Source organism: Ramlibacter sp. (assembly GCF_035554825.1).
Classification (GTDB): domain Bacteria; phylum Pseudomonadota; class Gammaproteobacteria; order Burkholderiales; family Burkholderiaceae_C; genus Ramlibacter.
The window spans coordinates 1-19,863 of record NZ_DATMHS010000002.1 but is presented as its reverse complement, the minus strand read 5'-3'; the positions used below and the strand labels follow the sequence as shown (position 1 = coordinate 19,863).

The following is a 19,863-nucleotide window of genomic DNA, read 5'->3' as shown; positions in this document are numbered from 1 at the left end:
ATCCCCGGCAACGAGAACAACTCCCCAGGAGCAGACATGGCGTTCGTCGCAGGGCCCGCGTTTGTGGTCGACAAGAGCGCTCCACCCGAGTGGGACCCAAGGCCGGACCTCACCGATCTGCGGGTGACACCGGGAGGCGGTTTCCAGGTCGTCTGGGACAGCTCGCGCGTCACGGGTTTCCACGAAACGTCGTATCGCATCTTCGATGCGGCGGGCCAGCCCCTCACCGGAGAAGTCTTCGACGGCAGCTACGAGGGTGGCGATCCGGCCGTCCACCTGCAACAGAGCATCCAGCTCGACGACGGCACTTTTCTGAAGGTCGAACGTGAGTTCAACACCAGCGCGCCGGGCGGCTGGCTGGTGCTTCAGCTGTATCACGAGAGCGGCGTGCCACTCGGAGGACCGATCCTGACCACTGGGACGTTCACTGCCTGGTGGCGATCTGGCCTCGCGCAACTCCCGAACCGCGACATCGTGTTCGTGGCCGACGCCGGCACCAAGCTCGGTGAGAACTACTTGTTCTCCTGGGTGCTGGACAACACTTCACCGGACCTGTACCCACCCGTGCTGACCCGCATCGCAGGCGCGGACGGCGCCGCCGAGGTCGCGCCCGACGGAACCATCGTCGTGAACTTCAACGAGCTCATTGCGCTGGCGCCCTCGGTGCGCATCGACCTGAAGACGGCGAGCGGCCAGCTGGTCGACAGCTTCGACGTGTCCGATGGCGCCGACCTGAGCGCGTGGGTCAGCTCGCTGACGATCAGGCCAGCGGTCACTCTGGACCCCGGCACCGAGTACGTGCTCGACTTCCATGCGGGCAGCGTGCTCGATCCGAGCGGCAACGCATTCGCGGGAGGCGGTTTTCATTTCACCACCGCCGGCGCGCCGCCGGAAGGCGAGACCGCGCCGTCGGTGATCGACTTCTACCCCGGCGCTGCGCCCCTGCCGGTCGACTGGAGCCCGGGCATCACCTTCGACGAGGAGGTCAAGGCCGGCTCGGGGACCATCAGGCTGGAAACCGCCGCAGGGCAAGTGGTGCAGACGTTCGGCGCGGACGATGCCGGCCTGCAGTTCTTCGGCGCCAGTGTGCTCATCGATCCGGCGGCCGACCTGCTGCCGGGCACCACCTACCAGCTCGTCGTCGAGGCGGGGGCGTTCGAGGACCTCGCGGGCAACGACGCCGGGGCGAGCGACTTCACCTTCACGACCGCAGGCGATCCCACGCCGCCGCTCGCGATCGACTTCTTCCCCGCGCCGGGCAGCACCGCGCTACCGACGGACTGGAGCCTGGGCATCACGTTCAACGAGGAGGTGCAGGCCGGCTCGGGGACGATCACGCTGCAGACGGCCGCAGGCCAGGTGGTGCAGGTCTTCAGCCCGGGCGCTCCCACGGGCGTCCAGTTCTTCGGCTCGAGGGTGCTGATCGATCCGGTGCCCGAGCTGCTGCCTGGCACCACCTATCGGCTCATCGTGGAGCCGGGTGCCTTCGAGGACCTTTCCGGCAACCCTTATGCCGGCACGAGCGACTACACCTTCACGACGGCGGGGGAGGCACCGCCGCAGGGCGACACCACGCCGCCCAGCGCGATCGTGTTCTTTCCGGACCTGCTCCACCCACAACCGCTGCCGACGGATTGGAGCCCTGCCATCACCTACACCGAGGACGTGAAGGCGGGCACCGGAACGATCACGCTGCAGACGGCCGCGGGCGAAGTGGTGCAGACGTTCAGTGCGACCGATGCCGGCATCCACTACTTCGGCGCAACAGTCCTGATCGATCCGGCCGCCGACCTGTTGCCGGGCACCACTTACCAGCTGAGCGTACAGGCCGGTGCGTTCGTGGACCTCGCCGGCAACGACGCGTACCCGACCTCCTTCAGCTTCACGACCGAGGCGGCGCTGGTGGGGGTTCCCTCGAGCGTCTAGGCTGCCCCTTCCTGCGTCACCTGCTCGGCCAGGAAGTCGAGAAACCGCCGCACCGCCGGGACCAGCCCGCGGCGCGAGGGAAACACCGCGTGGATGATCCACGGCTGCGGCTCCCAGCCGGGCAGCACCAGTTCCAGCCGGCCGGCCTGCACGTCGCCGGCGCACATGTAGTCCGGCAGCACGCACATGCCGGTGCCTTGCAGCACGGCGCACTGCAGCGACAGCAGGTCGTCGGCCGTGTACACGGGCCGGTGCTGCAGCTCGCGCTCGCGCCCGTCGGGGCCGATCAGGCGCCAGGCCGCGCGCCCGTCGGACGCGGACATGGCGACGGTGGTGAGCCGCTGCAGGTCGTCGAACGACTGCGGGCGCCCTTCGCGGTCCAGCTGGGCCGGGCTCGCCACCAGCAGGCTGTGGCTGAGGCCCAGCCGCTTGACGACCAGGCTGCCGCTGTCGTTCACGCTGGGGCGCACCCGCAACGCCACGTCCACGCCTTCCTGCACCAGGTCCACCACGCGGTTGCTCACCTGCATCTCCAGGCGCACCTGCGGATGCCGCGCCAGGAACACCGGGATGCGGGGCGCGATCTTCGTCTGGGCCAGGGTCACCGGGCAGGTCACGCGGATCGTGCCGTGCGGCTCGCTCTGCACCAGGGCGACCGCCTCCTCGGCGGCGGCGGCCTCCTCGCGCACGGCGACGCAGTGCTGGTGGAAGCGCTCGCCGGCCTGCGTGAGCGACAGCTTGCGGGTGGTGCGGTGCAGCAGCCGCACGCCCAGCCGCTCCTCGAGCTCGGCCACCCGGCGCGACAGCCTGGACTTGGGCAGGCCCAGCGCCCGGCCGGCGCCGGCGAAACTGCCGCGGTCGACCACCTCGGCGAAGTACAGCATGTCGTTGAGGTCGTGCATCGCCGCTCTTTTCGTCCTATGGATAGGACAATCTATCTCGTTTTTGCCGCCTTATCAAACATTGGATCGGTCTCCACAATCATTCCTCAACGAACAGGAGATCCGTCCATGAAACTGCTTCACGTCGATTCCAGCGTCCTCGGTGACAACTCGGTGTCGCGCCAGCTGACCGAGCGCCTGGTGGCCCAATGGCAGGCCACCCATCCCGGCACGACGGTCGAGTATCTCGACCTGGCCCTGGAGGCGCCGACCCACCTGTCGGCCGATTCACTCGGCTTTCGCCTCGGGCCGGATGCCGCGGGCCTGAGCGACGCGCAGCGCCGCGAGAACGAGGTGTCGGAGCGGCTGGTCACCCAGTTCCTGGCGGCGGACGCGGTCGTGGTGGGCGCGCCGATGTACAACTTCTCGATCCCGAGCCAGCTGAAGTCCTGGATCGACCGCATCGCCCAGGTCGGTCGCACCTTCAGGTACACCGAGACCGGTCCGCAGGGCCTGGCCGGCGGCAAGACCGTGATCGTCGCGTCCAGCCGCGGCGGCGTCTATTCGACCAACCCGGCGCTGGCCGGCCTGGACCACCAGGAGGCCTACCTGAGGACCGTCTTCGGCTTCTTCGGCATCACCGACCTGCGCTTCGTGCGCGCCGAAGGCGTGGCGATGGGCGAAGCGGCGAAGAACGAGGCGCTGGCCAACGCCCAGGCGGCGATCGACACGGTCGCCGCCGAAGAGGAAGCGCTGGTCGCCTGAGCGGCCGCAGTGCCGACTCGCGCGTGACGGGCCCGGCGACCGCGCCGCGGCCCGTTTCGCATGGGTCCAAAGTCCTCACGCGGCACGAGCCTGCGACCGGCGGGGCTGGCGAATATTGATACAGTCTGCGCCAAGCTCCCAATTGGAAGGCATCGCCATGGCTCGTACCGTTCACTGCATCAAACTCGGCCGCGAAGCCGAGGGACTGGATTTCCCGCCCTATCCCGGCGAACTCGGCAAGCGCATCTACGAAAGCGTCAGCAAGGAAGCCTGGGCCCAGTGGCTCAAGCACCAGACCATGCTGGTCAACGAGAACCGGCTGAACCTGGCCGACCAGCGCGCCCGCCAGTACCTCGCGCGCCAGATGGAGAACCACTTCTTCGGCGCCGGCGCCGACCAGGCCGCCGGCTACGTCCCGCCCACCGAGTAAGGGCCCTGGCGGCGGCGCCGCTCGCCGCCGCGCCGCACCATGGCCGAACCCGTCGAGTGGTTGCCGGACGGCACCCCGCGCAGCCCTCGCTTCCAGGACATCTACCGCTCCAGCACCGGCGGCCTCGCCCAGGCGAGGCACGTGTTCCTGCACGGCTGCGGCCTGCCGCACGCCTGGGCCGGGCAGCCGCAGTGGCGCATCCTCGAAACCGGCTTCGGCCTCGGCATGAATTTCCTGGCGGCCTGGCGCGCCTGGAAGGACGACCCGCGGCGGCCGCGCATGCTGCACTTCGCGTCGGTGGAGGCCTGGCCGGCCGGGGCGGCGGACCTGCTGCGCAGCGCGGCGGCCCATCCCGAACTGGCGCCGCTCGCCGGCGCGCTGGCCGCCCAGTGGGTCGGGCTCGTGCCCGGCGTGCACCGGCTGGTGTTCGAGGACGGCCGGGTGCTGCTCACGCTGCTGGTGGCCGACGTGCAGGACGCATTGCGCGAACCGGCCTTCCTGGCCGACTCGGTGTTCCTGGACGGCTTCGATCCCGAGCGCAATCCCGACATGTGGCGCCGGCACACGCTGAAGGCGGTCGCCCGCCATTGCCGCGTCGGCACCACCCTCGCCTCGTGGACGGTCGCCGGCGAGGTGCGGCGCGGCCTGGCCGAGTGCGGCTTCCAGGTGGCCAGGAGCGACGGCCTGCCGCCCAAGCGGCAATGCCTGCGGGCGACGTTCGAACCGGCCTGGGAACTGAAGCGGCCCGCCGCTGCCACGGCGACGCCGGCCGGGCGCTGCATCGTGGTCGGCGCGGGACTCGCCGGTGCCGCGGCAGCGGCCAGCCTGGCGCGGCGCGGCTGGGACGTGACGGTGGTCGACGAAGCGACCGCGCCGGCCGCCGGCGCCTCGGCCCTGCCGGCCGGCCTGCTGGCGCCGCACCAGTCGAGCGACGACGGGCTGCTGGCCCGCCTGAGCCGCAGCGGCGTGCGGATCACGCTGCAGCAGGCCACGTCGATGCTGCGCGCCGGCGAAGACTGGCAGCCCGGCGGCGTGCTCGAACATCGGATCGCCGGCGCGCCCCGCCTGCCGCCGCACGACGCCGGCGCCTGGCGCGTCTGGACCCGCGCCGCCGATGCCGCCCAGAAAGCGGCGGCGGGCCTCGACCCCGGTGCCGCGGCCACCTGGCACGAACTCGCCGCGTGGATCACGCCGGCGGCGCTGGTGCGAGCCTGGCTGGCGCAGCCCGGCGTCGCCTGGTGCGGACAGACCGCCGTGCGCGAACTGCAGCCGCACGGCGACGGCTGGCGGCTGATCGGCAGCGACGGCGAAGTGCTCGCCGACGCCGGGCTCGTCGTGCTGGCCGCCGCGCACCGCACCGCTGCGTTGCTGCCCGGCGCGCTGCCGCTGCAGCCGGTGCGCGGCCAGGTGTCGTGGGGCTTCCAGGGCGCCAGCGTGCAGCTGCCGCCTTTTCCGGTCAACGGCAACGGGCACTTCATTCCCGGCGTGCCGGTCGGCCGCGGCACGGCCTGGTTGTGCGGCTCCACCTACGACCGGGCGGACGCCGACGTCGAACCGCGGATGCAGGACCATGCAGCCAATCTCGGCAAGCTGCGCCTGCTGCTGCCGCTCGTCGCGGACCGGCTGGCACCCGCCTTCGCCAACGGCACGGTGGGGGCGTGGACCGGCGTGCGCTGCGCCTCGGCCGATCGCCGTCCCTACGTCGGCGAGGTGCAGCCTGGCCTGTGGGTCAGTACGGCGATGGGGTCGCGCGGCCTCACGTTCGCGGCCTTGTGCGGTGAGCTGCTGGCGGCGCGCCTGCATGGCGAGCCGCTGCCGCTGGAGCCGCGGCTGGCCGCGGCGCTGGACACCGCGCGCAGCCTGCGACCGCGCATGGTGGGGCAGCCTGAGGCGGTCGGCCTGCCGCCCAGCCAGCACCAGGGCTGACGAGTTGCGGGCGGCCGGCCGATGAGGTGCCGCTGTGGCGCGCCGCCGTGACGCCGGCGCCCAGCGTGATCGGCCGGGACGCCGCGTCGCCGCTCGCGCATAAGCTTATTCGCATAAGGACCGAACGAAAAAATAGTTTGCCCGGTTCTGCGGCCCCCATAGAGTGGCGCCCTGCAGCGACGCGGCCCAGCGTTCCGCTGCCTTTCCGGGCAAGACACATGTACCAATACACCGAGTTCGACCAACAGTTCGTGAAGGCGCGCGCCGCGCAGTACCGCGACATGCTGGAGCGCAACCTCGCGGGCCAGCTCGGCGACGACGAGTTCCGGCCGCTGCGCCTGCAGAACGGCTGGTACCTCCAGCGCTACGCGCCGATGCTGCGCATCGCCGTCCCGTACGGCGAGATCTCCAGCCGGCAGCTGCGCGTGCTGGCCAGGATCGCCCGCGAATACGACCAGCCCAGCAACGAGCTGTTCCGCCAGGCGCAGCAGACGCAGGACGCGCTGGGCGCCGTGCCGGTGCCGCGCGGCGGCGCCGTCGGCTCCAACCTGAAGAACGGCTACGGCCACTTCACGACCCGCCTGAACGTGCAGTTCAACTGGATCCCGCTGGCCAGGAGCGCCGACGTGATGGAGCTGCTGGCCACGGTGAACATGCACGGCATCCAGACCAGCGGCAACACCATCCGCAACATCAACACCGAGGCGCTGGCCGGCATCGCGGTCGACGAGATCGCCGATCCGCGGCCGTTCTGCGAGATCCTGCGCCAGTGGAGCACGCTGCATCCGGAATTCGCGTTCCTGCCGCGCAAGTTCAAGATCTCGGTGAACGGCGCGCGGGAAGACCGGGCCGCGCTGGGCTGGTACGACATCGGCCTGCAGCTGCTGCGCAACGCGGCGGGCGAGCTCGGGTTCAAGGTGCTGGTGGGCGGCGGGATGGGCCGCACGCCGGTGATCGGCACCGTGGTGCGCGAGTTCATCGCCTGGCACCAGGTGATCAACTACATCGAGGCCTGCATCCGCGTCTACAACCGCTACGGCCGCCGCGACAACGTCTGGAAGGCGCGGATCAAGATCCTGGTGAAGGCCGAGGGCCAGCGCTACATCGACCAGGTGGAAGCGGAATACCGCCAGATCGTCGAAGTGGACGGCGCGCCGCACACCATCACGCAGGAAGAATTCGACCGGGTCGCCGCGCACTTCGTGCCGCCGGCCCTCGCCCGGCGCGAGCGCAAGGGCGAGGAAGCGGGCATGCACGAGATCATCCGCGCCGCGGCGCAAGCCGACCCCGAATACGCGCGCTGGCTGCACCGCAACGTCAAGCCGCACCGCGATCCCGAGCTGCGCGCGGTGGTGCTGTCGTTCAAGCGGCCGGGCCAGGCGCCCGGCGACGCCACCGGCGAGCAGCTGGACCTGGCGGCCGATTTCGCCGAGCGCTTTTCCGCCGGCGAAGCGCGCACCACGCACGAACAGAACCTGCTGCTGCCCTGGGTGCACCAGGACGACCTGCCGGCGCTGTGGCACGCGGCGCGCCAGGCCGGCCTGGCGCGGCCCAACATCGGACTGCTGACGGACATGATCTCCTGCCCCGGCGGCGACTTCTGCTCGCTGGCCAACGCCCGCTCGCTGCCGATCGCCGAGGCCATCATGCAGCGCTACCAGGACCTCGACGAGGTCTACGACATCGGCGAGATCGACCTGCACATGAGCGGCTGCATCAACTCGTGCGGCCACCACCACAGCGGCCACATCGGCATCCTTGGCGTCGACAAGGACGGCAAGGAGTGGTACCAGGTCACCCTGGGCGGCGCCGACGGCTCGAAGCTGTCCGGCCCGGCGACGCCCGGCAAGGTGGTCGGCCCGTCCTTCTCGGCGGCCGAGGTGCCGGAGGTGATCGAGGCCCTGCTGGAGACCTACCGCGCGCTGCGCCAGCACGCCGGCGGCCGCTCGGAGACCTTCATCGCGACGCTGCGCCGGGTCGGCCTGGAGCCGTTCAAGGCCGCGGCCAACGCCGTGCGCAACCCCGAACAGCAGGAGGCGTGATGCAACAGACCATCGAATTGCTGGCGGCAGGCGCCGTGCCGGCCGACGAGCGCACGGTGCTGCGGCTCGGCAACGACGCCGACCCGCTCGGCGCCGAGCTCGCGGGGGTGCAGCGCATCGAGCTGCACTTTCCGAAGTTCAGCGACGGCCGCGCATTCAGCCAGGCGCTGCTGCTGCGGCGCCGGCGCGGTTTTCGCGGCGACATCCGGGCCACGGGCGACGTGCTGGTCGACCAGCTGGTGCAGATGCAGCGCAGCGGCTTTTCCAGCGCCGTGCTGCGGGCCGACCAGAACGTCGATTTCGTGCCGCGCCAGTTCGACCGCTATCCCGCGTTCTACCAGGGCGATGCGCAGGACGGGCGTCCGCGCTTCGCGAAGGGGCACGCATGAGCGGCGCCGGGGCCGTCCCACGGCGCGAGGGCCCCGTCGGGGGCAGCGCACGAGACGAAGTGACAATCGTGGAGGTACACATGACCGCCGTTGATCTGCACGCCAAGGCGTCGGCCGAGTTCGGCGCCAAGCTGTTCGAGACCACCAGCCTGCTGCGCCGCGCCGTGTCGCAGTTCTCCCCGGTGACGCAGGCCTCCAGCCTGGGCGCCGAGGACATCGTCATCACCCACCTGATCAACTCGCTGGAACTGGCGATCCCGGTGTTCGTGCTCGACACCGGCATGCTGCATCCGCAGACGCTGGCCTTGCTGGAACGCACCCGCACCCGCTCGCGCGCGCCGGTGACCGTGTACCGCCCGCTCGAGGCGGCGGCGGCGCAGTTCGTCGGCCGCGAAGGCCAGGATGCGATGTACCGCAGCATCGAGCTGCGCAAGGCCTGCTGCCACATCCGCAAGATGGAGCCGCTGCAGCGCGCGCTGGCCGGCCAGCGGGCCTGGATCGCGGGCCTGCGGCGCGAGCAGTCGAACACCCGCGCCGAGGTGCCGCTGATCGACCGCGCCGACGAGAGCGCCACCGGCCGCGTCAAGTTCAATCCCCTCGCCCGCTGGACCTGGGGCGACGTGTGGCACTACATCCAGCGGCACGGCGTCGACTACAACCCGCTGCACGACGAGTTCTATCCCAGCATCGGCTGCGCGCCCTGCACCCGGCCCGTCGCGCTGGGCGAAGACTTCAGGGCCGGGCGCTGGTGGTGGGAGGACGAGTCGGCCAAGGAATGCGGCCTGCACGCCAGACAGCACGGCAACCAGCAGAAAGCCTCCGCATGAACGCCCGCACCGAACCGCAACTGCTGGGGCAGCTGAGCAACCGCCATCTGGACGCGCTGGAGGAAGAGGCCATCTTCGTGTTGCGCGAGGTGGCGGCCGCCTTCGAGCGCCCGGCCCTGCTGTTTTCCGGGGGCAAGGACTCGCTGGTGCTGCTCAAGTGCGCCGAGAAGGCGTTCGGCGCCGGCCGCATCCCCTATCCGCTGCTGATGATCGACACCGGCCACAACTTCCCCGAGGTCACCGCGTTCCGCGACCGGCGCGCCGCCGAGCTGCGGGCGCGGCTGATCGTGCGCAGCGTGGAGGACTCGATGAAGCGCGGCACGGTGCGGCTGGCGCACCCGGGCGAATCGCGCAACGCGCACCAGTCGGTGACGCTGCTCGAGGCGATCGAGGAATTCCGCTTCGACGCGCTGATCGGCGGCGCGCGGCGCGACGAAGAGAAGGCCCGCGCCAAGGAGCGCATCTTTTCGCACCGCGACAGCTTCGGCCAATGGCAGCCGAAGGACCAGCGGCCGGAGCTGTGGACCCTGTTCAACACGCGCCTGCAGCCGGGCGAGCATTTCCGGGTGTTCCCGATCTCGAACTGGACCGAGCTGGACGTGTGGCAGTACATCGAGCGCGAGCGGATCGTCCTGCCCTCGATCTACTACGCGCATCGCCGCCAGGTGATCGAGCGGCGCGGGCTGCTGGTGCCAGTGACCGAACTGACGCCGCCGCGCGAAGGCGAGGCCGTGGTGACCCGCACCGTGCGCTTTCGCACCGTCGGAGACATCACCTGCACCTGCCCGGTCGCCAGCGACGCCGCCGACGCCGCCGACGTGGTGCGGGAAACGCTGACGGTCGAAGTCAGCGAGCGCGGCGCCACGCGCATGGACGACAAGACCTCGGACGCCTCGATGGAAAAACGCAAGAAGGACGGGTATTTCTGATGACCGAAGCTGTCATGGCGGCGGATGCCGCGAGCCACGCCGCGAGCGCCTGGTCCAGCGGGCTGGATGCCGGCCCGCGGCCGGACGACGCCGGCCCGGCCGGCGCCGACCACGCCGCGGCCCTGCGGTTCATCACCTGCGGCAGCGTCGACGACGGCAAGAGCACGCTGATCGGGCGCCTGCTGGTGGACAGCAAGGCCGTGCTGCAGGACCAGCTGGCCGGCGTGCAGCGCTCCGGCGCGACCGACCTCGCCCTGCTCACCGACGGCCTGTCGGCCGAGCGCGAGCAAGGCATCACCATCGACGTGGCCTACCGCTACTTCGCCACGCCCAGCCGCAAGTTCATCATCGGCGACGCGCCCGGCCACGAGCAGTACACGCGCAACATGGTCACGGCCGCCTCCAGCGCCGACGCCGCGGTGGTGCTGGTGGACGCCACCAAGCTGCAGTGGCAGAACCCCGGCCTGCAGCTGTTGCCGCAGACCCGGCGCCATTCGCTGCTGGCCAAGCTGCTGCGGGTGCGCTCGATCCTGTTCGCGATCAACAAGCTCGATGCCGTGGAAGACGGCACGGTGGCCTACAACAACATCCGCGGCGCCCTGGCGCGGTTTGCCGCCTCGGCCGGCATCGAGGTGCAGGCCGTGCTGCCGATCTCGGCGCTGCAAGGCCACAACGTGGTGCGGCCGCATCCGGGCTGGTGCGGCTACCACGGACCGTCCCTGCTGCAGGTGCTGGAGCAGCTGGACGTGGCCGCCGCCGACCATGAGGCGCCGCTGGCCTTTCCGGTGCAATGGGTCGAGCCGTTCGCCTCGTCGGCCGACACCACCCAGGGCCGCCGCGTGTTCTGGGGCCGGGTCGCCGCCGGCACCGTGCGCCCCGGGCAGGCCGTGGCGGTGTTGCCGGGCGGGCGCCAGGCCGTCGTCGCGCAGGTGCTCGATCACGTGCGGCGGCCGCGGGCCGTCGGCGGCGGCCACAGCGCCGGCATCGTGCTGGACCGGGAAGTGGACGTCTCGCGCGGCGACTGGCTGCTGGCGCCCGGCGCCGCGCAGCCGTCGCGGCAGCTGTCGGCCACGGTGGCCTGGATGGACGAGGCGCCGATGGTGGCGGGCCGCGTGTACTGGGCGCTGCACGGCCACCGCTGGGTAAAGGCGCGGGTGCAGCGGATCGTCCACAAGCTGGACATCCACACGCTGGCGGAAGCGCCGGCCGACGCACTGGAGCCGAACGCCATCGGCCATGTCGAACTGGCGCTGCAGGAGCCGCTGGCGACGCTGCCGTACGAGCAATCGCGCGTGCTCGGCTCGCTGGTGCTGGTGGACACCGCCACCCATGCCACGGCCGGCGGCGTGCTGGTGCGAACCGCTTCCATCTGATTTTCGGCAAACCGAAGTCATCTTTTGGCCCAGGCCGAGCAAGGGCTCTGCGGGTCTGCTACGGGCCATCGGTAAAATCGAGGGTTTCCCCTAGCAATCAACAGACCATGACCCACGTCGTCACTGAATCCTGTATCCGCTGCAAGTACACCGACTGCGTCGACGTGTGCCCGGTCGACTGCTTCCGGGAAGGCCCGAACATGCTGGTGATCGATCCGGACGAGTGCATCGACTGCGCCGTCTGCATCCCCGAGTGCCCGGTCAACGCCATCTTCGCCGAGGAGGACGTACCGGCCGACCAGATCGGCTTCATCAAGCTCAATGCCGAACTGTCGCCCGGCTGGAAGAGCATCACCAAGCGCAAGCCGGCGCTGGAGGATGCCGAGGAATGGAAAGACAAGACCGACAAGCTGAAAGAGCTGGTCCGCTGAAAACCCCTCCCGCCGCCCGCCGTGAGGCCCCGGGCGACAATGGAGTGAACGCTATAGTCGTATGGAACCACAACTGAACCAAGAAGTGATCAAGACCGCCACCGCCCACGACGGACCCATTGAAACCGATGCAGTCATCGTGGGTGCCGGGCCGGTCGGCCTCTTCCAGGTCTTCGAACTCGGGCTGCTGGAGATCAAGGCCCACGTGATCGATTCGCTCGGCTACCCGGGCGGCCAGTGTGTGGAGCTCTATCCCGACAAGCCGATCTACGACATTCCGGCCGTGCCGGTGTGCACCGGCCAGGAGCTCACCGACAACCTCCTCAAGCAGATCGAGCCGTTCGGGGCGACCTTCCACTTCGGCCAGGAAGTCACGGTGGTGGAGCGTCAGGACGACGGCCGCTTCTACGTGGAAACGTCCAAGGGCACGCGCTTTTTGACCCGCACCATCTTCATCGCCGCCGGCGTGGGCGCGTTCCAGCCGCGCACGCTGAAGGTGGACGGGCTCGAGAGGTTCGAGGGCTCGCAGGTGTTCTATCGGGTCAAGAACCCGGCCGACTTCGCCGGCAAGAACCTCGTCATCGTGGGCGGCGGCGACTCGGCGCTGGACTGGACGCTGCAGTTCGCGCAGGAAGGTGCGCACCGCGCCGAGAGCGTCATCCTGCTGCACCGCCGCGACGGCTTCAAGGCCGCGCCGGCTTCGGTGGCCAAGATGCACGAGCTGTGCGAAGCGCACGAGATGCAGTTCACCGTCGGCCAGGTCACCGGCTACGAGGAACGCGACGGCAAGCTGACCGGGGTCAAAGTCACCGGCTCCGACGGCGTGACCCGCGTCATGCCGCTGGACGTGCTGCTGGTGTTCTTCGGCCTCTCGCCCAAGCTCGGCCCGATCGCGCAGTGGGGCCTGGACATCGAGCGCAAGCAGTTGAAGGTGGACACCGAGAAGTTCTCGACCAACGTGCCGGGCATCTTCGCGGTGGGCGACATCAACACCTATCCGGGCAAGAAGAAGCTGATCCTGTCGGGCTTCCACGAATGCGCCCTGGCCGCCTTCGCCGCCGCGCCGTTCATCTTCCCCGAGAAGAAGATCCACCTGCAGTACACGACCACCAGCCCGAAGCTGCACAAGGTGCTGGGCGTCGAGACGCCGGTGTTCGACTGACGCGACGGCCCGGCAAGAATCTCATCCGATCGACGCGAACTGACGAGAAGAGCCCCAAAAAGCCGCTATAATCTGAGGCTTCGGTGAACAACACCGACACCGACATTCCTCGATAGCTCAGTCGGTAGAGCGCCGGACTGTTAATCCGTAGGTCCCTGGTTCGAGCCCAGGTCGAGGAGCCAGACAAGCCGCACAGGCATTGAAGAGCCCGCTATCTAATCCCTAGCGGGCTTTCTTTTTTTTGCCCGCATTGCCGGATTTTTGCCGGATTTTTTGCCCGGACAGCCGCAGGAAGCGCTGCGGCACGCCGGTACACACAGGTCGCGCTCGCGGCGATGCGCGCCGCACGAAGGTGAGACCCGGCAATCCCCTGATTCGAGCCGACGATCCGGCAACCGCTAGGAAACGAAGGAGAGCCCCGTGGGCCGGGCTCTTCTGCGCTGCCCGCGCGTTTGGCTCGTCACTTGCGATTGATCCAGTCCGAAGCACGAACACCCACGTCGCGGCACGCCGACGCTGCCGCGAACGCCATTCCTTTGCGCTGGCTGTCGTCGCTTGCCCGGTTAAATCTGCGCATCCAGTCAGCCCCAAACTGACTGGCGCGATCGGCCCTGTCAGCCATGCTGAGCGCTCGCTGAGCACCCTCCAAGCTCCGCGAGATCATCAAGACGCCCGCGCACTCGCCAGCCTTGCGATCGGTCTCGATGTCTGCCACTGCTTGAGCCGCAATCCCCGCCAAGCCCAATCCAATCATCAATGGAACCGCGCTGCTCATACTCATGCTCACCTCGCTGTGTGCGAAATGCACACCCTGTGCGGCTAAATCTAGTCGCCAGATGCACAGCACGATGGCGTAGCGGCTCGGCTCCCGCGCCTCTCGACCGTCATTCGCGAGAATCTTGACCGAACTCAATCTCAGGCAAACGGCAGGGCACGACAGGCGTTGCGCTCACTGGCATGCATGGCTGCTCGTCGCAGCGGCTCGCCCGGGAGCAAACTGGACAACTCAGCAGTTCCGGCGTCTGCACGAATCTGACCTCCCTTACCGCGAAAATTTGGATCGATTTGGACGAGTGCCTCGGGCGAGCAGAAGCCGCTATGCGATAGCGCCAGTCTGAGCGCGCTCCATGATCACAGGCAACCGGCCATTTGCGCCTCCGAGGAGGAGCACCGTGCGATGCTGCCGGTCCAATTGCACGGCTAGAAGCTTTCAGGGCCTAATATCACCCACTGATCAGCAGCCTGGGGCTACGCGGGCTGCGTTGAGGAGTTTTTATTACATGAGTGATGCGAGTGCGGTTCCCAAGAACACCCAGGTCTCAGTTCCGAGAAAGAATGATCAGTTGATCGTCGAAACGCCCAAAGGCACCGATACGACACTGGCAGCGTTCATATGGAAGAACGCCGAAGACCTTTGGGGTGACTTCAAGCACACTGACTTCGGCAAGATCATCCTACCGTTCACGCTCCTGCGCCGGCTCGAATGCGTCCTAGAGCCGACCAGAGAAGAGGTTCGCGCTGCGCACTCAGCGTTCAAGGACAAGGGGATCGATCTTGACTTGGTCCTACGCCAAGCCGCAGGCTTACCGTTCTACAACACGTCCCAGTATTCCCTTGGAACTTTGGGCGCCACCAAGACGAAGTCGAACCTCGAAGCCTATGTCGCCGGCTTTTCGGACAACGCTCGGCGCATCTTTGACCAATTCAACTTCACAGACACAATCGCGCGCCTGGCCCGAGCGGAGAACCTGTTCAAAATCTGCCAGAACTTCGCGTCAACCGACTTACACCCGAACGTGGTGCCCGATCGGGTGATGTCGAACATCTACGAGCATTTGATCCGCCGATTCGGAGCCGAGGTGAATGAAGCGGCTGAGGATTTCATGACGCCGCGCGACGTGGTTCACTTGGCAACGACTTTACTGCTGGACCCAGACGATGCTCTGTTCAAGAACAACCCCGGACTGATTCGCACACTCTACGACCCCACCTGCGGCACCGGCGGGTTCCTGACCGATGCGATGAATTACGTGGACGGGTTCCGCGCGAAAGACAAAGTGCCGCCGGTTCTGCTCCCCTACGGACAGGAACTGGAGCCCGAAACGCACGCTGTCGCATTGGCAAACATGCTGCTGCGCCGGCTCGAAACAGACCCTTCTCGTGACCTGTCGGCGAACATCGCGGGGCCGGCATCGACTCTCTCCAAGGACGCCTTTGCCGGCAAGCACTTCCACTACTGTCTGTCGAATCCCCCTTTTGGCAAGAAGTGGGAGAAAGACCAGGCCGTAGTCGAGCGCGAAGCGCGTGAGAAAGGATTCCAAGGACGATTTGGTGCGGGCACGCCACGTGTCTCCGACGGTTCGATGTTGTTCATACAACACCTGATCGACAAACTAGAAAGCCCAGACAAAGGCGGCGGCCGCGCCGCCATCATTCTGTCAGGCTCACCGCTGTTCACTGGCAGTGCCGTCCAAGGTGAGAGCAAAATTCGCCGCTGGCTTCTCGAAAACGACTACATCGAAGCCATAGTTGCCCTGCCTGAGGATGTCTTCTTCCGCACAGGGATTGGGACGTACATCTGGCTCTTGACCAATGTGAAGCCCGAAGCACGCAAGGGGAAGGTCCAACTGATCGATGCGACCAACATCCACTCGCCGATGCCTAGGTCGGCGGGCAACAAGCTGCGTTATATAAGTGATGAACAGATTTCAGAGATAGCGACCCTATACGCTGGGTTTGAGGAGACCAGCAACGTTCGTATCGTCGACTATCGAGAGTTCGGATATCGGCGCATAAGAATCCAGCGCCCTCTCCGTCTGGTCATGCATATTGGCGAAGACGGCCTCGCCGCGCTCAAGGCCGATAAGGCTTTCCACAAGCTCGACGGAGCCACGCAGTCGGAGTGGCTCGCCCTCCTTCGCAAGCACGCGGGTGAGACACGACCATATTCGTGGCTATCCACCCTCGCTGATCTCGGACGACGAGCGGGGTTAGGTGCCATGAGTAAGCCGCTTGCAGTTGCGATGGAAGCTGCCTTCGGGGTGCACGATCCTGCTGCACCGGAGGTCACGGTAAACGGAGCCGTCCTGCCGGACAAGGAATTAGACGAGTACGAAAACGTGCCGCTCGATCGAGCGGTCGACGAGTACGTCACGACTGAGGTCCTCCCGCATGTGCACGACGCTTGGCTGGATGCGAGCTACACCGACGAGAAGGACGGAATGTGCGGCAAGGTCGGCTTTGAGATCAACTTCAATCGGTACTTCTACAGGTACACCCCCCCACGCGACTTGCATGAAATTGACGCGGAACTCAAGGCCGTAGAGGCGGAAATTGCCGCGCTCCTCGAACAGGAGGTCGTGCAATGAAGCTCACTGCTCCCGTGGCGACCCGGGAGAGCGGCGTCCGGTGGCTGCGAAGAATTCCCGCTCATTGGGGAGTGGTGCAAAGTCGTCGGCTTTTCTCAGAACGAAACGAGAAGGCGAGAGAAGGCGAACAACAGTTAACTGTGTCCCAGAAATACGGGCTGATTGCTCAATCCGAGTTTATGGAACGCGAGGGTCGGCGAGTAGTGCAGGTGCTCAAGGGCTACGACATATTGAAGCGCACACAAGCAGGCGACTTTGTGATGAGCATGCGCAGCTTTCAAGGCGGGTTGGAATACTCGACCTTGTCTGGAGCGATTAGTTCTGCGTATGTTCCACTGAAACCCCTCAAGTGGGTTCACAACGATTATTTTCGATACCTGTTCAAGAGCGAGGCATACATCCAAGAGTTGCAAAGCACCTCCGATCTTGTGCGCGACGGGCAGGCTTTGCGGTTCGAGAATTTTTCCAAGGTGTCTCTCCCTGTAGTGCCTATTGAAGAGCAAGAGAGAATCGCCTCGTACTTAGACCGCACAAGCGAGCGGATCGACGCGCTGATCGCAAAGAAGAGTCGGTTCATAGCATTACTGCGTGAGAAGCGCGAGGCATTGATCGCGCACACTGTGACAAAGGGGCTGATCGGAAGCACGCCTCTAAAGCCAAGTGGAGTCGGTTGGCTGGGCGACATTCCCGCGCACTGGGGCGTGATTCAAAGTCGTCGCGTGTTCGCGGAACGGAACGAGAAGGCCCGCGCCGGCGAGGTCCAACTCACAGTCTCACAAAAGTACGGCCTGATCGCGCAGTCGGAATTCATGGAACGTGAGGGCCGGCGCGTTGTCCAGGTACTCAAGGGCCACGATATTCTCAAGCACGTGGAGGCTGGAGATTTCGTGATCAGCATGCGTAGCTTCCAAGGCGGCCTAGAGCTCTCGTATCTGTCGGGCTCAATGAGTTCCGCGTATGTAGCTCTGAGCCCTGTGAAGGAAATCGACGCTGGCTACTTTCGACATCTTTTCAAGAGCTCGACGTATATTCAAGCTCTTCAAAGTACGTCAGACCTGGTCAGAGACGGCCAAGCACTGCGTTTTGAGAATTTCTCCAAGGTTCCGCTCCCGCTGGTTCCGGTCGAGGAGCAACGTGCAATCGCCGCGTACTTGGATCAAGCCATAGCGCGCATCGACGCATTGATGCTCAAGACCGAGCGGTCAATCGGGCTACTCAGAGAACACCGCACCTCAATCATCACGGCTGCCGTTACTGGAAAGATCGACCTTTGCGCCGATCGTGAGGAACCCGCATGAACGCCATCCTGGCCGATACTGCCCATCGTGAATCGCACTTCGAGTCTTATATCGTCCAGCAATTGGCAGCGCGCGGTTGGCTAATCGGCGATAGCTCCGCATACGACCAGAACTTCGCCCTATATCCAGAGGATTTGGTCGGCTGGATAAACGTCACCCAGCGCAAGAAGTGGGACCAGCTACTCGCAGGACACGGCGAGAAGGCAACCGTCGCACTCATGGACCGGCTTGCGCAGGCGCTTGAGAGGGACGGCACGGTTCATGTTCTGCGCAACGGATTCAAGATTGCCGGCGCCGGTGAAATTGCGCTCAGCGAAAGCCGGCCCGAAGACGAGCGCGACCCGTCCGCCTGGGCACGCTACAAGGCAAACCGGCTGCGCGTAGTACCCCAGCTAAAGTACCGCCCCGGGCATAACTTGGCCATCGACTTGGTGTTCTTCGTGAACGGCGTCCCCGTGGCGACCGTAGAGGTCAAGACGGACTTCACGCAATCAGCCGATGCGGCAGTGGAGCAGTACAAGAACGATCGGCCGCCGGTAGACCCGATCACCCGGCGCAAGGAACCACTACTGACATTCAAGCGTGGCGCGATCGTCCACTTCGCGGTGTCGGACAGTGACATCCGAATGACGACAAAGCTCGCCGGGCCAGACACATTCTTCTTGCCGTTCAACCTGGGGCGGGCAGGCCACGCCGGCAACCCGCTACGTGACGACGGTGAGTACCCGGTGGCCTACTTCTGGGAGCAAGTCTGCCAGCCAGACAACTGGCTACGCATTTTTCACAGCTTCGTCTACGTCGAGAAGAAGGAGGTAGTCGGGCTCGATGGCAACCACTCGAAGAAGGAAACGCTGATTTTCCCGCGCTTCCACCAGTGGGATGCAGTGAACAAGATCATCAGCGACGCCAACGCGAACGGGCCGGGTATGCCGTACCTGTGCGAACACTCGGCCGGTTCAGGCAAGACCAGCACCATTGCCTGGACGGCGCACGACCTGATTCGGCTTCGAACTGCCGACGGCGCCTCATTGTTCCACTCGGTCATCGTAGTCACCGATCGCACCGTGCTCGACAAGCAACTTCAAGACGCGGTGCAGCAGATTGACCACCAGCGCGACATGATCGCGGCGATCGGCGACAAGGAGTCCGGCGAGAGCAAGTCCAAGGAACTTGCGAAGGCGCTCGAACGGCAAACGCCCATCATTGTTGTCACCATTCAGACGTTCCCTTATGCGATGGAGCAAATCCTCACGAACGGGAAACTCAAGGGCCGCAACTTCGCCGTCATAGTTGACGAAGCTCACACGAGCCAGACGGGAACGGCGGCGTCAAAACTGCAAGCCACTCTCGCGCTGCGTGACGCCAACGAAATGGCAGCGCTCTCGGTCGAGGAGTTGCTGGCGAAAATCCAAGACTCTCGGATGCGCCCCAAGAACGTCAGCTATTTCGCGTTCACGGCCACCCCAAAGCACGCCACTATGATGCTTTTCGGGCGCCGACCGGACCCGAACAAGCCGCCTGGCAAGGACAACCTACCCGCGTCCTTCCACAAATATCCGATGCGTCAGGCCATGGAAGAAGGGTTCATTCTGGACGTGCTTGAGGGTTATCTCCCCTACAAGACCGCTTTCAATCTGGCCGAGCCCGCTAAGGAAGGCAAGCGCGTCGACAGCAAAGCCGCCAAGCGCGCTCTGGCAAAGTGGTTAAATCTGCATGCAACCAACGTCACGCAAAAGGTGCAATTCATCGTTGAGCATTTTGCCGCCAACGTTGCCCCACTCTTGGGGGGAACCGCCAAAGCAATGGTTGTGACCTCGTCACGTGCTGCGGCCGTTCGGTATAAGAAGGCGATTGATGCATACGTTCATGAAAATCCTCAACATCAGACGATCCACGCACTTGTGGCCTTCTCCGGCTCGATGACTGGAAGGGATGTTAAGCAGGTGTCCGATGAGGGTCTGGGGACCGAAGTCTTTGCCGCTGCGGATGACGATGTCTTTTCCGAGGGTACGATGAACCCGCGCCAGTATGGAAGCGACTTGCGCAAGGTGTTCGACCGTCCCGAGTTTCGCGTGATGATCGTGGCAAACAAGTTCCAGACGGGATTTGATCAACC

Annotated in this window: 16 protein-coding genes and 1 tRNA gene; 15 read left to right on the top strand and 2 right to left on the bottom strand. The window is 66.0% G+C overall.

What is annotated here, in order from left to right; all coding sequences use genetic code 11:
- Nucleotides 1-36 precede the first annotated feature (36 nt).
- Nucleotides 37-1,926, top strand: a complete 1,890-nt coding sequence (locus VNT59_RS00130) for an Ig-like domain-containing protein (protein ID WP_325495418.1) — start codon at nt 37-39, stop codon at nt 1,924-1,926.
- On the opposite strand, the gene VNT59_RS00125 is transcribed toward VNT59_RS00130, so the two are convergent.
- Entirely contained in the window at nt 1,923-2,828 is a 906-nt protein-coding gene (locus tag VNT59_RS00125) for a LysR family transcriptional regulator (RefSeq protein WP_325495416.1), read from the bottom strand. The two genes, VNT59_RS00130 and VNT59_RS00125, sit on opposite strands and share 4 nt — an antisense overlap.
- Nucleotides 2,829-2,936: 108 nt before the next feature.
- On the opposite strand from VNT59_RS00125, the gene VNT59_RS00120 reads away from it, so the two are divergent.
- From VNT59_RS00120 to VNT59_RS00070, 11 genes are all read left to right on the top strand, one after another.
- Nucleotides 2,937-3,572: an FMN-dependent NADH-azoreductase gene (locus VNT59_RS00120; protein ID WP_325495414.1), complete on the top strand. Its 636-nt coding sequence runs from the start codon at nt 2,937-2,939 to the stop codon at nt 3,570-3,572.
- A 157-nt stretch (nt 3,573-3,729) separates the two neighbouring features.
- Complete coding sequence (locus tag VNT59_RS00115) at nt 3,730-4,002, top strand: oxidative damage protection protein (protein ID WP_325495412.1); 273 nt, start codon at nt 3,730-3,732, stop codon at nt 4,000-4,002.
- A 39-nt stretch (nt 4,003-4,041) separates the two neighbouring features.
- A complete protein-coding gene (gene mnmC, locus VNT59_RS00110) occupies nt 4,042-5,928 on the top strand; it encodes an FAD-dependent 5-carboxymethylaminomethyl-2-thiouridine(34) oxidoreductase MnmC (RefSeq protein ID WP_325495410.1) in 1,887 nt (628 codons plus the stop codon).
- A 218-nt stretch (nt 5,929-6,146) separates the two neighbouring features.
- The gene (locus tag VNT59_RS00105; protein ID WP_325495408.1) at nt 6,147-7,970 is read left to right on the top strand and encodes a nitrite/sulfite reductase; all 1,824 of its coding nucleotides are present in this window, start codon (nt 6,147-6,149) and stop codon (nt 7,968-7,970) included.
- The gene (locus tag VNT59_RS00100) at nt 7,970-8,359 is read left to right on the top strand and encodes a DUF934 domain-containing protein (RefSeq protein WP_325495406.1); all 390 of its coding nucleotides are present in this window, start codon (nt 7,970-7,972) and stop codon (nt 8,357-8,359) included. Before VNT59_RS00105 ends, VNT59_RS00100 begins: the two co-directional genes overlap by 1 nt.
- An 80-nt stretch (nt 8,360-8,439) precedes the next feature.
- The gene (locus VNT59_RS00095; protein WP_325495404.1) at nt 8,440-9,186 is read left to right on the top strand and encodes a phosphoadenylyl-sulfate reductase; all 747 of its coding nucleotides are present in this window, start codon (nt 8,440-8,442) and stop codon (nt 9,184-9,186) included.
- Nucleotides 9,183-10,115: a sulfate adenylyltransferase subunit CysD gene (gene cysD / locus VNT59_RS00090; protein ID WP_325495402.1), complete on the top strand. Its 933-nt coding sequence runs from the start codon at nt 9,183-9,185 to the stop codon at nt 10,113-10,115. The genes VNT59_RS00095 and cysD overlap by 4 nt, the downstream gene beginning before the upstream one ends.
- A complete protein-coding gene (locus VNT59_RS00085; protein WP_325495400.1) occupies nt 10,115-11,488 on the top strand; it encodes a sulfate adenylyltransferase subunit 1 in 1,374 nt (457 codons plus the stop codon). The genes cysD and VNT59_RS00085 overlap by 1 nt, the downstream gene beginning before the upstream one ends.
- Nucleotides 11,489-11,595: 107 nt before the next feature.
- Nucleotides 11,596-11,919, top strand: a complete 324-nt coding sequence (gene fdxA / locus VNT59_RS00080) for a ferredoxin FdxA (protein WP_325495398.1) — start codon at nt 11,596-11,598, stop codon at nt 11,917-11,919.
- Nucleotides 11,920-11,980: 61 nt separating this feature from the next.
- The gene (locus tag VNT59_RS00075; protein ID WP_325495396.1) at nt 11,981-13,081 is read left to right on the top strand and encodes an NAD(P)/FAD-dependent oxidoreductase; all 1,101 of its coding nucleotides are present in this window, start codon (nt 11,981-11,983) and stop codon (nt 13,079-13,081) included.
- A 106-nt stretch (nt 13,082-13,187) separates the two neighbouring features.
- Nucleotides 13,188-13,263 (top strand) — tRNA-Asn (locus VNT59_RS00070).
- 278 nt (nt 13,264-13,541) lie between these two features.
- Here VNT59_RS00070 and VNT59_RS00065 read toward each other — a convergent pair.
- A complete protein-coding gene (locus tag VNT59_RS00065) occupies nt 13,542-13,994 on the bottom strand; it encodes a hypothetical protein (protein WP_325495394.1) in 453 nt (150 codons plus the stop codon).
- Between the two features lie 367 nt (nt 13,995-14,361).
- Here VNT59_RS00065 and VNT59_RS00060 point away from each other — a divergent pair, with 367 nt between their 5' ends.
- The 3 genes from VNT59_RS00060 to VNT59_RS00050 all read left to right on the top strand — a co-directional run.
- Nucleotides 14,362-16,449 (top strand): class I SAM-dependent DNA methyltransferase, encoded by a 2,088-nt coding sequence (locus VNT59_RS00060; RefSeq protein ID WP_325495392.1) that lies wholly within the window; start codon nt 14,362-14,364, stop codon nt 16,447-16,449.
- Entirely contained in the window at nt 16,446-17,747 is a 1,302-nt protein-coding gene (locus VNT59_RS00055; protein ID WP_325495390.1) for a restriction endonuclease subunit S, read from the top strand. The genes VNT59_RS00060 and VNT59_RS00055 overlap by 4 nt, the downstream gene beginning before the upstream one ends.
- Nucleotides 17,744-19,863 (top strand): DEAD/DEAH box helicase family protein (locus VNT59_RS00050; RefSeq protein ID WP_325495388.1); only part of this gene is annotated, 2,120 nt, incomplete at its 3' end. The genes VNT59_RS00055 and VNT59_RS00050, both read left to right, overlap by 4 nt.

Excerpts from the sequence above, each read along its gene's own strand:
- VNT59_RS00125 (WP_325495416.1), bottom strand. The coding sequence starts at position 2,828 with ATGCACGACCTCAACGACATGCTGTACTTCGCCGAGGTGGTCGACCGC.
- cysD (WP_325495402.1), top strand. The coding sequence starts at position 9,183 with ATGAACGCCCGCACCGAACCGCAACTGCTGGGGCAGCTGAGCAACCGC.
- mnmC (WP_325495410.1), top strand. The coding sequence starts at position 4,042 with ATGGCCGAACCCGTCGAGTGGTTGCCGGACGGCACCCCGCGCAGCCCT.
- fdxA (WP_325495398.1), top strand. The coding sequence starts at position 11,596 with ATGACCCACGTCGTCACTGAATCCTGTATCCGCTGCAAGTACACCGAC.
- VNT59_RS00095 (WP_325495404.1), top strand. The coding sequence starts at position 8,440 with ATGACCGCCGTTGATCTGCACGCCAAGGCGTCGGCCGAGTTCGGCGCC.
- VNT59_RS00075 (WP_325495396.1), top strand. The coding sequence starts at position 11,981 with ATGGAACCACAACTGAACCAAGAAGTGATCAAGACCGCCACCGCCCAC.
- VNT59_RS00120 (WP_325495414.1), top strand. The coding sequence starts at position 2,937 with ATGAAACTGCTTCACGTCGATTCCAGCGTCCTCGGTGACAACTCGGTG.
- VNT59_RS00085 (WP_325495400.1), top strand. The coding sequence starts at position 10,115 with ATGACCGAAGCTGTCATGGCGGCGGATGCCGCGAGCCACGCCGCGAGC.
- VNT59_RS00055 (WP_325495390.1), top strand. The coding sequence starts at position 16,446 with ATGAAGCTCACTGCTCCCGTGGCGACCCGGGAGAGCGGCGTCCGGTGG.
- VNT59_RS00105 (WP_325495408.1), top strand. The coding sequence starts at position 6,147 with ATGTACCAATACACCGAGTTCGACCAACAGTTCGTGAAGGCGCGCGCC.
- VNT59_RS00115 (WP_325495412.1), top strand. The coding sequence starts at position 3,730 with ATGGCTCGTACCGTTCACTGCATCAAACTCGGCCGCGAAGCCGAGGGA.
- VNT59_RS00100 (WP_325495406.1), top strand. The coding sequence starts at position 7,970 with ATGCAACAGACCATCGAATTGCTGGCGGCAGGCGCCGTGCCGGCCGAC.
- VNT59_RS00060 (WP_325495392.1), top strand. The coding sequence starts at position 14,362 with ATGAGTGATGCGAGTGCGGTTCCCAAGAACACCCAGGTCTCAGTTCCG.
- VNT59_RS00130 (WP_325495418.1), top strand. The coding sequence starts at position 37 with ATGGCGTTCGTCGCAGGGCCCGCGTTTGTGGTCGACAAGAGCGCTCCA.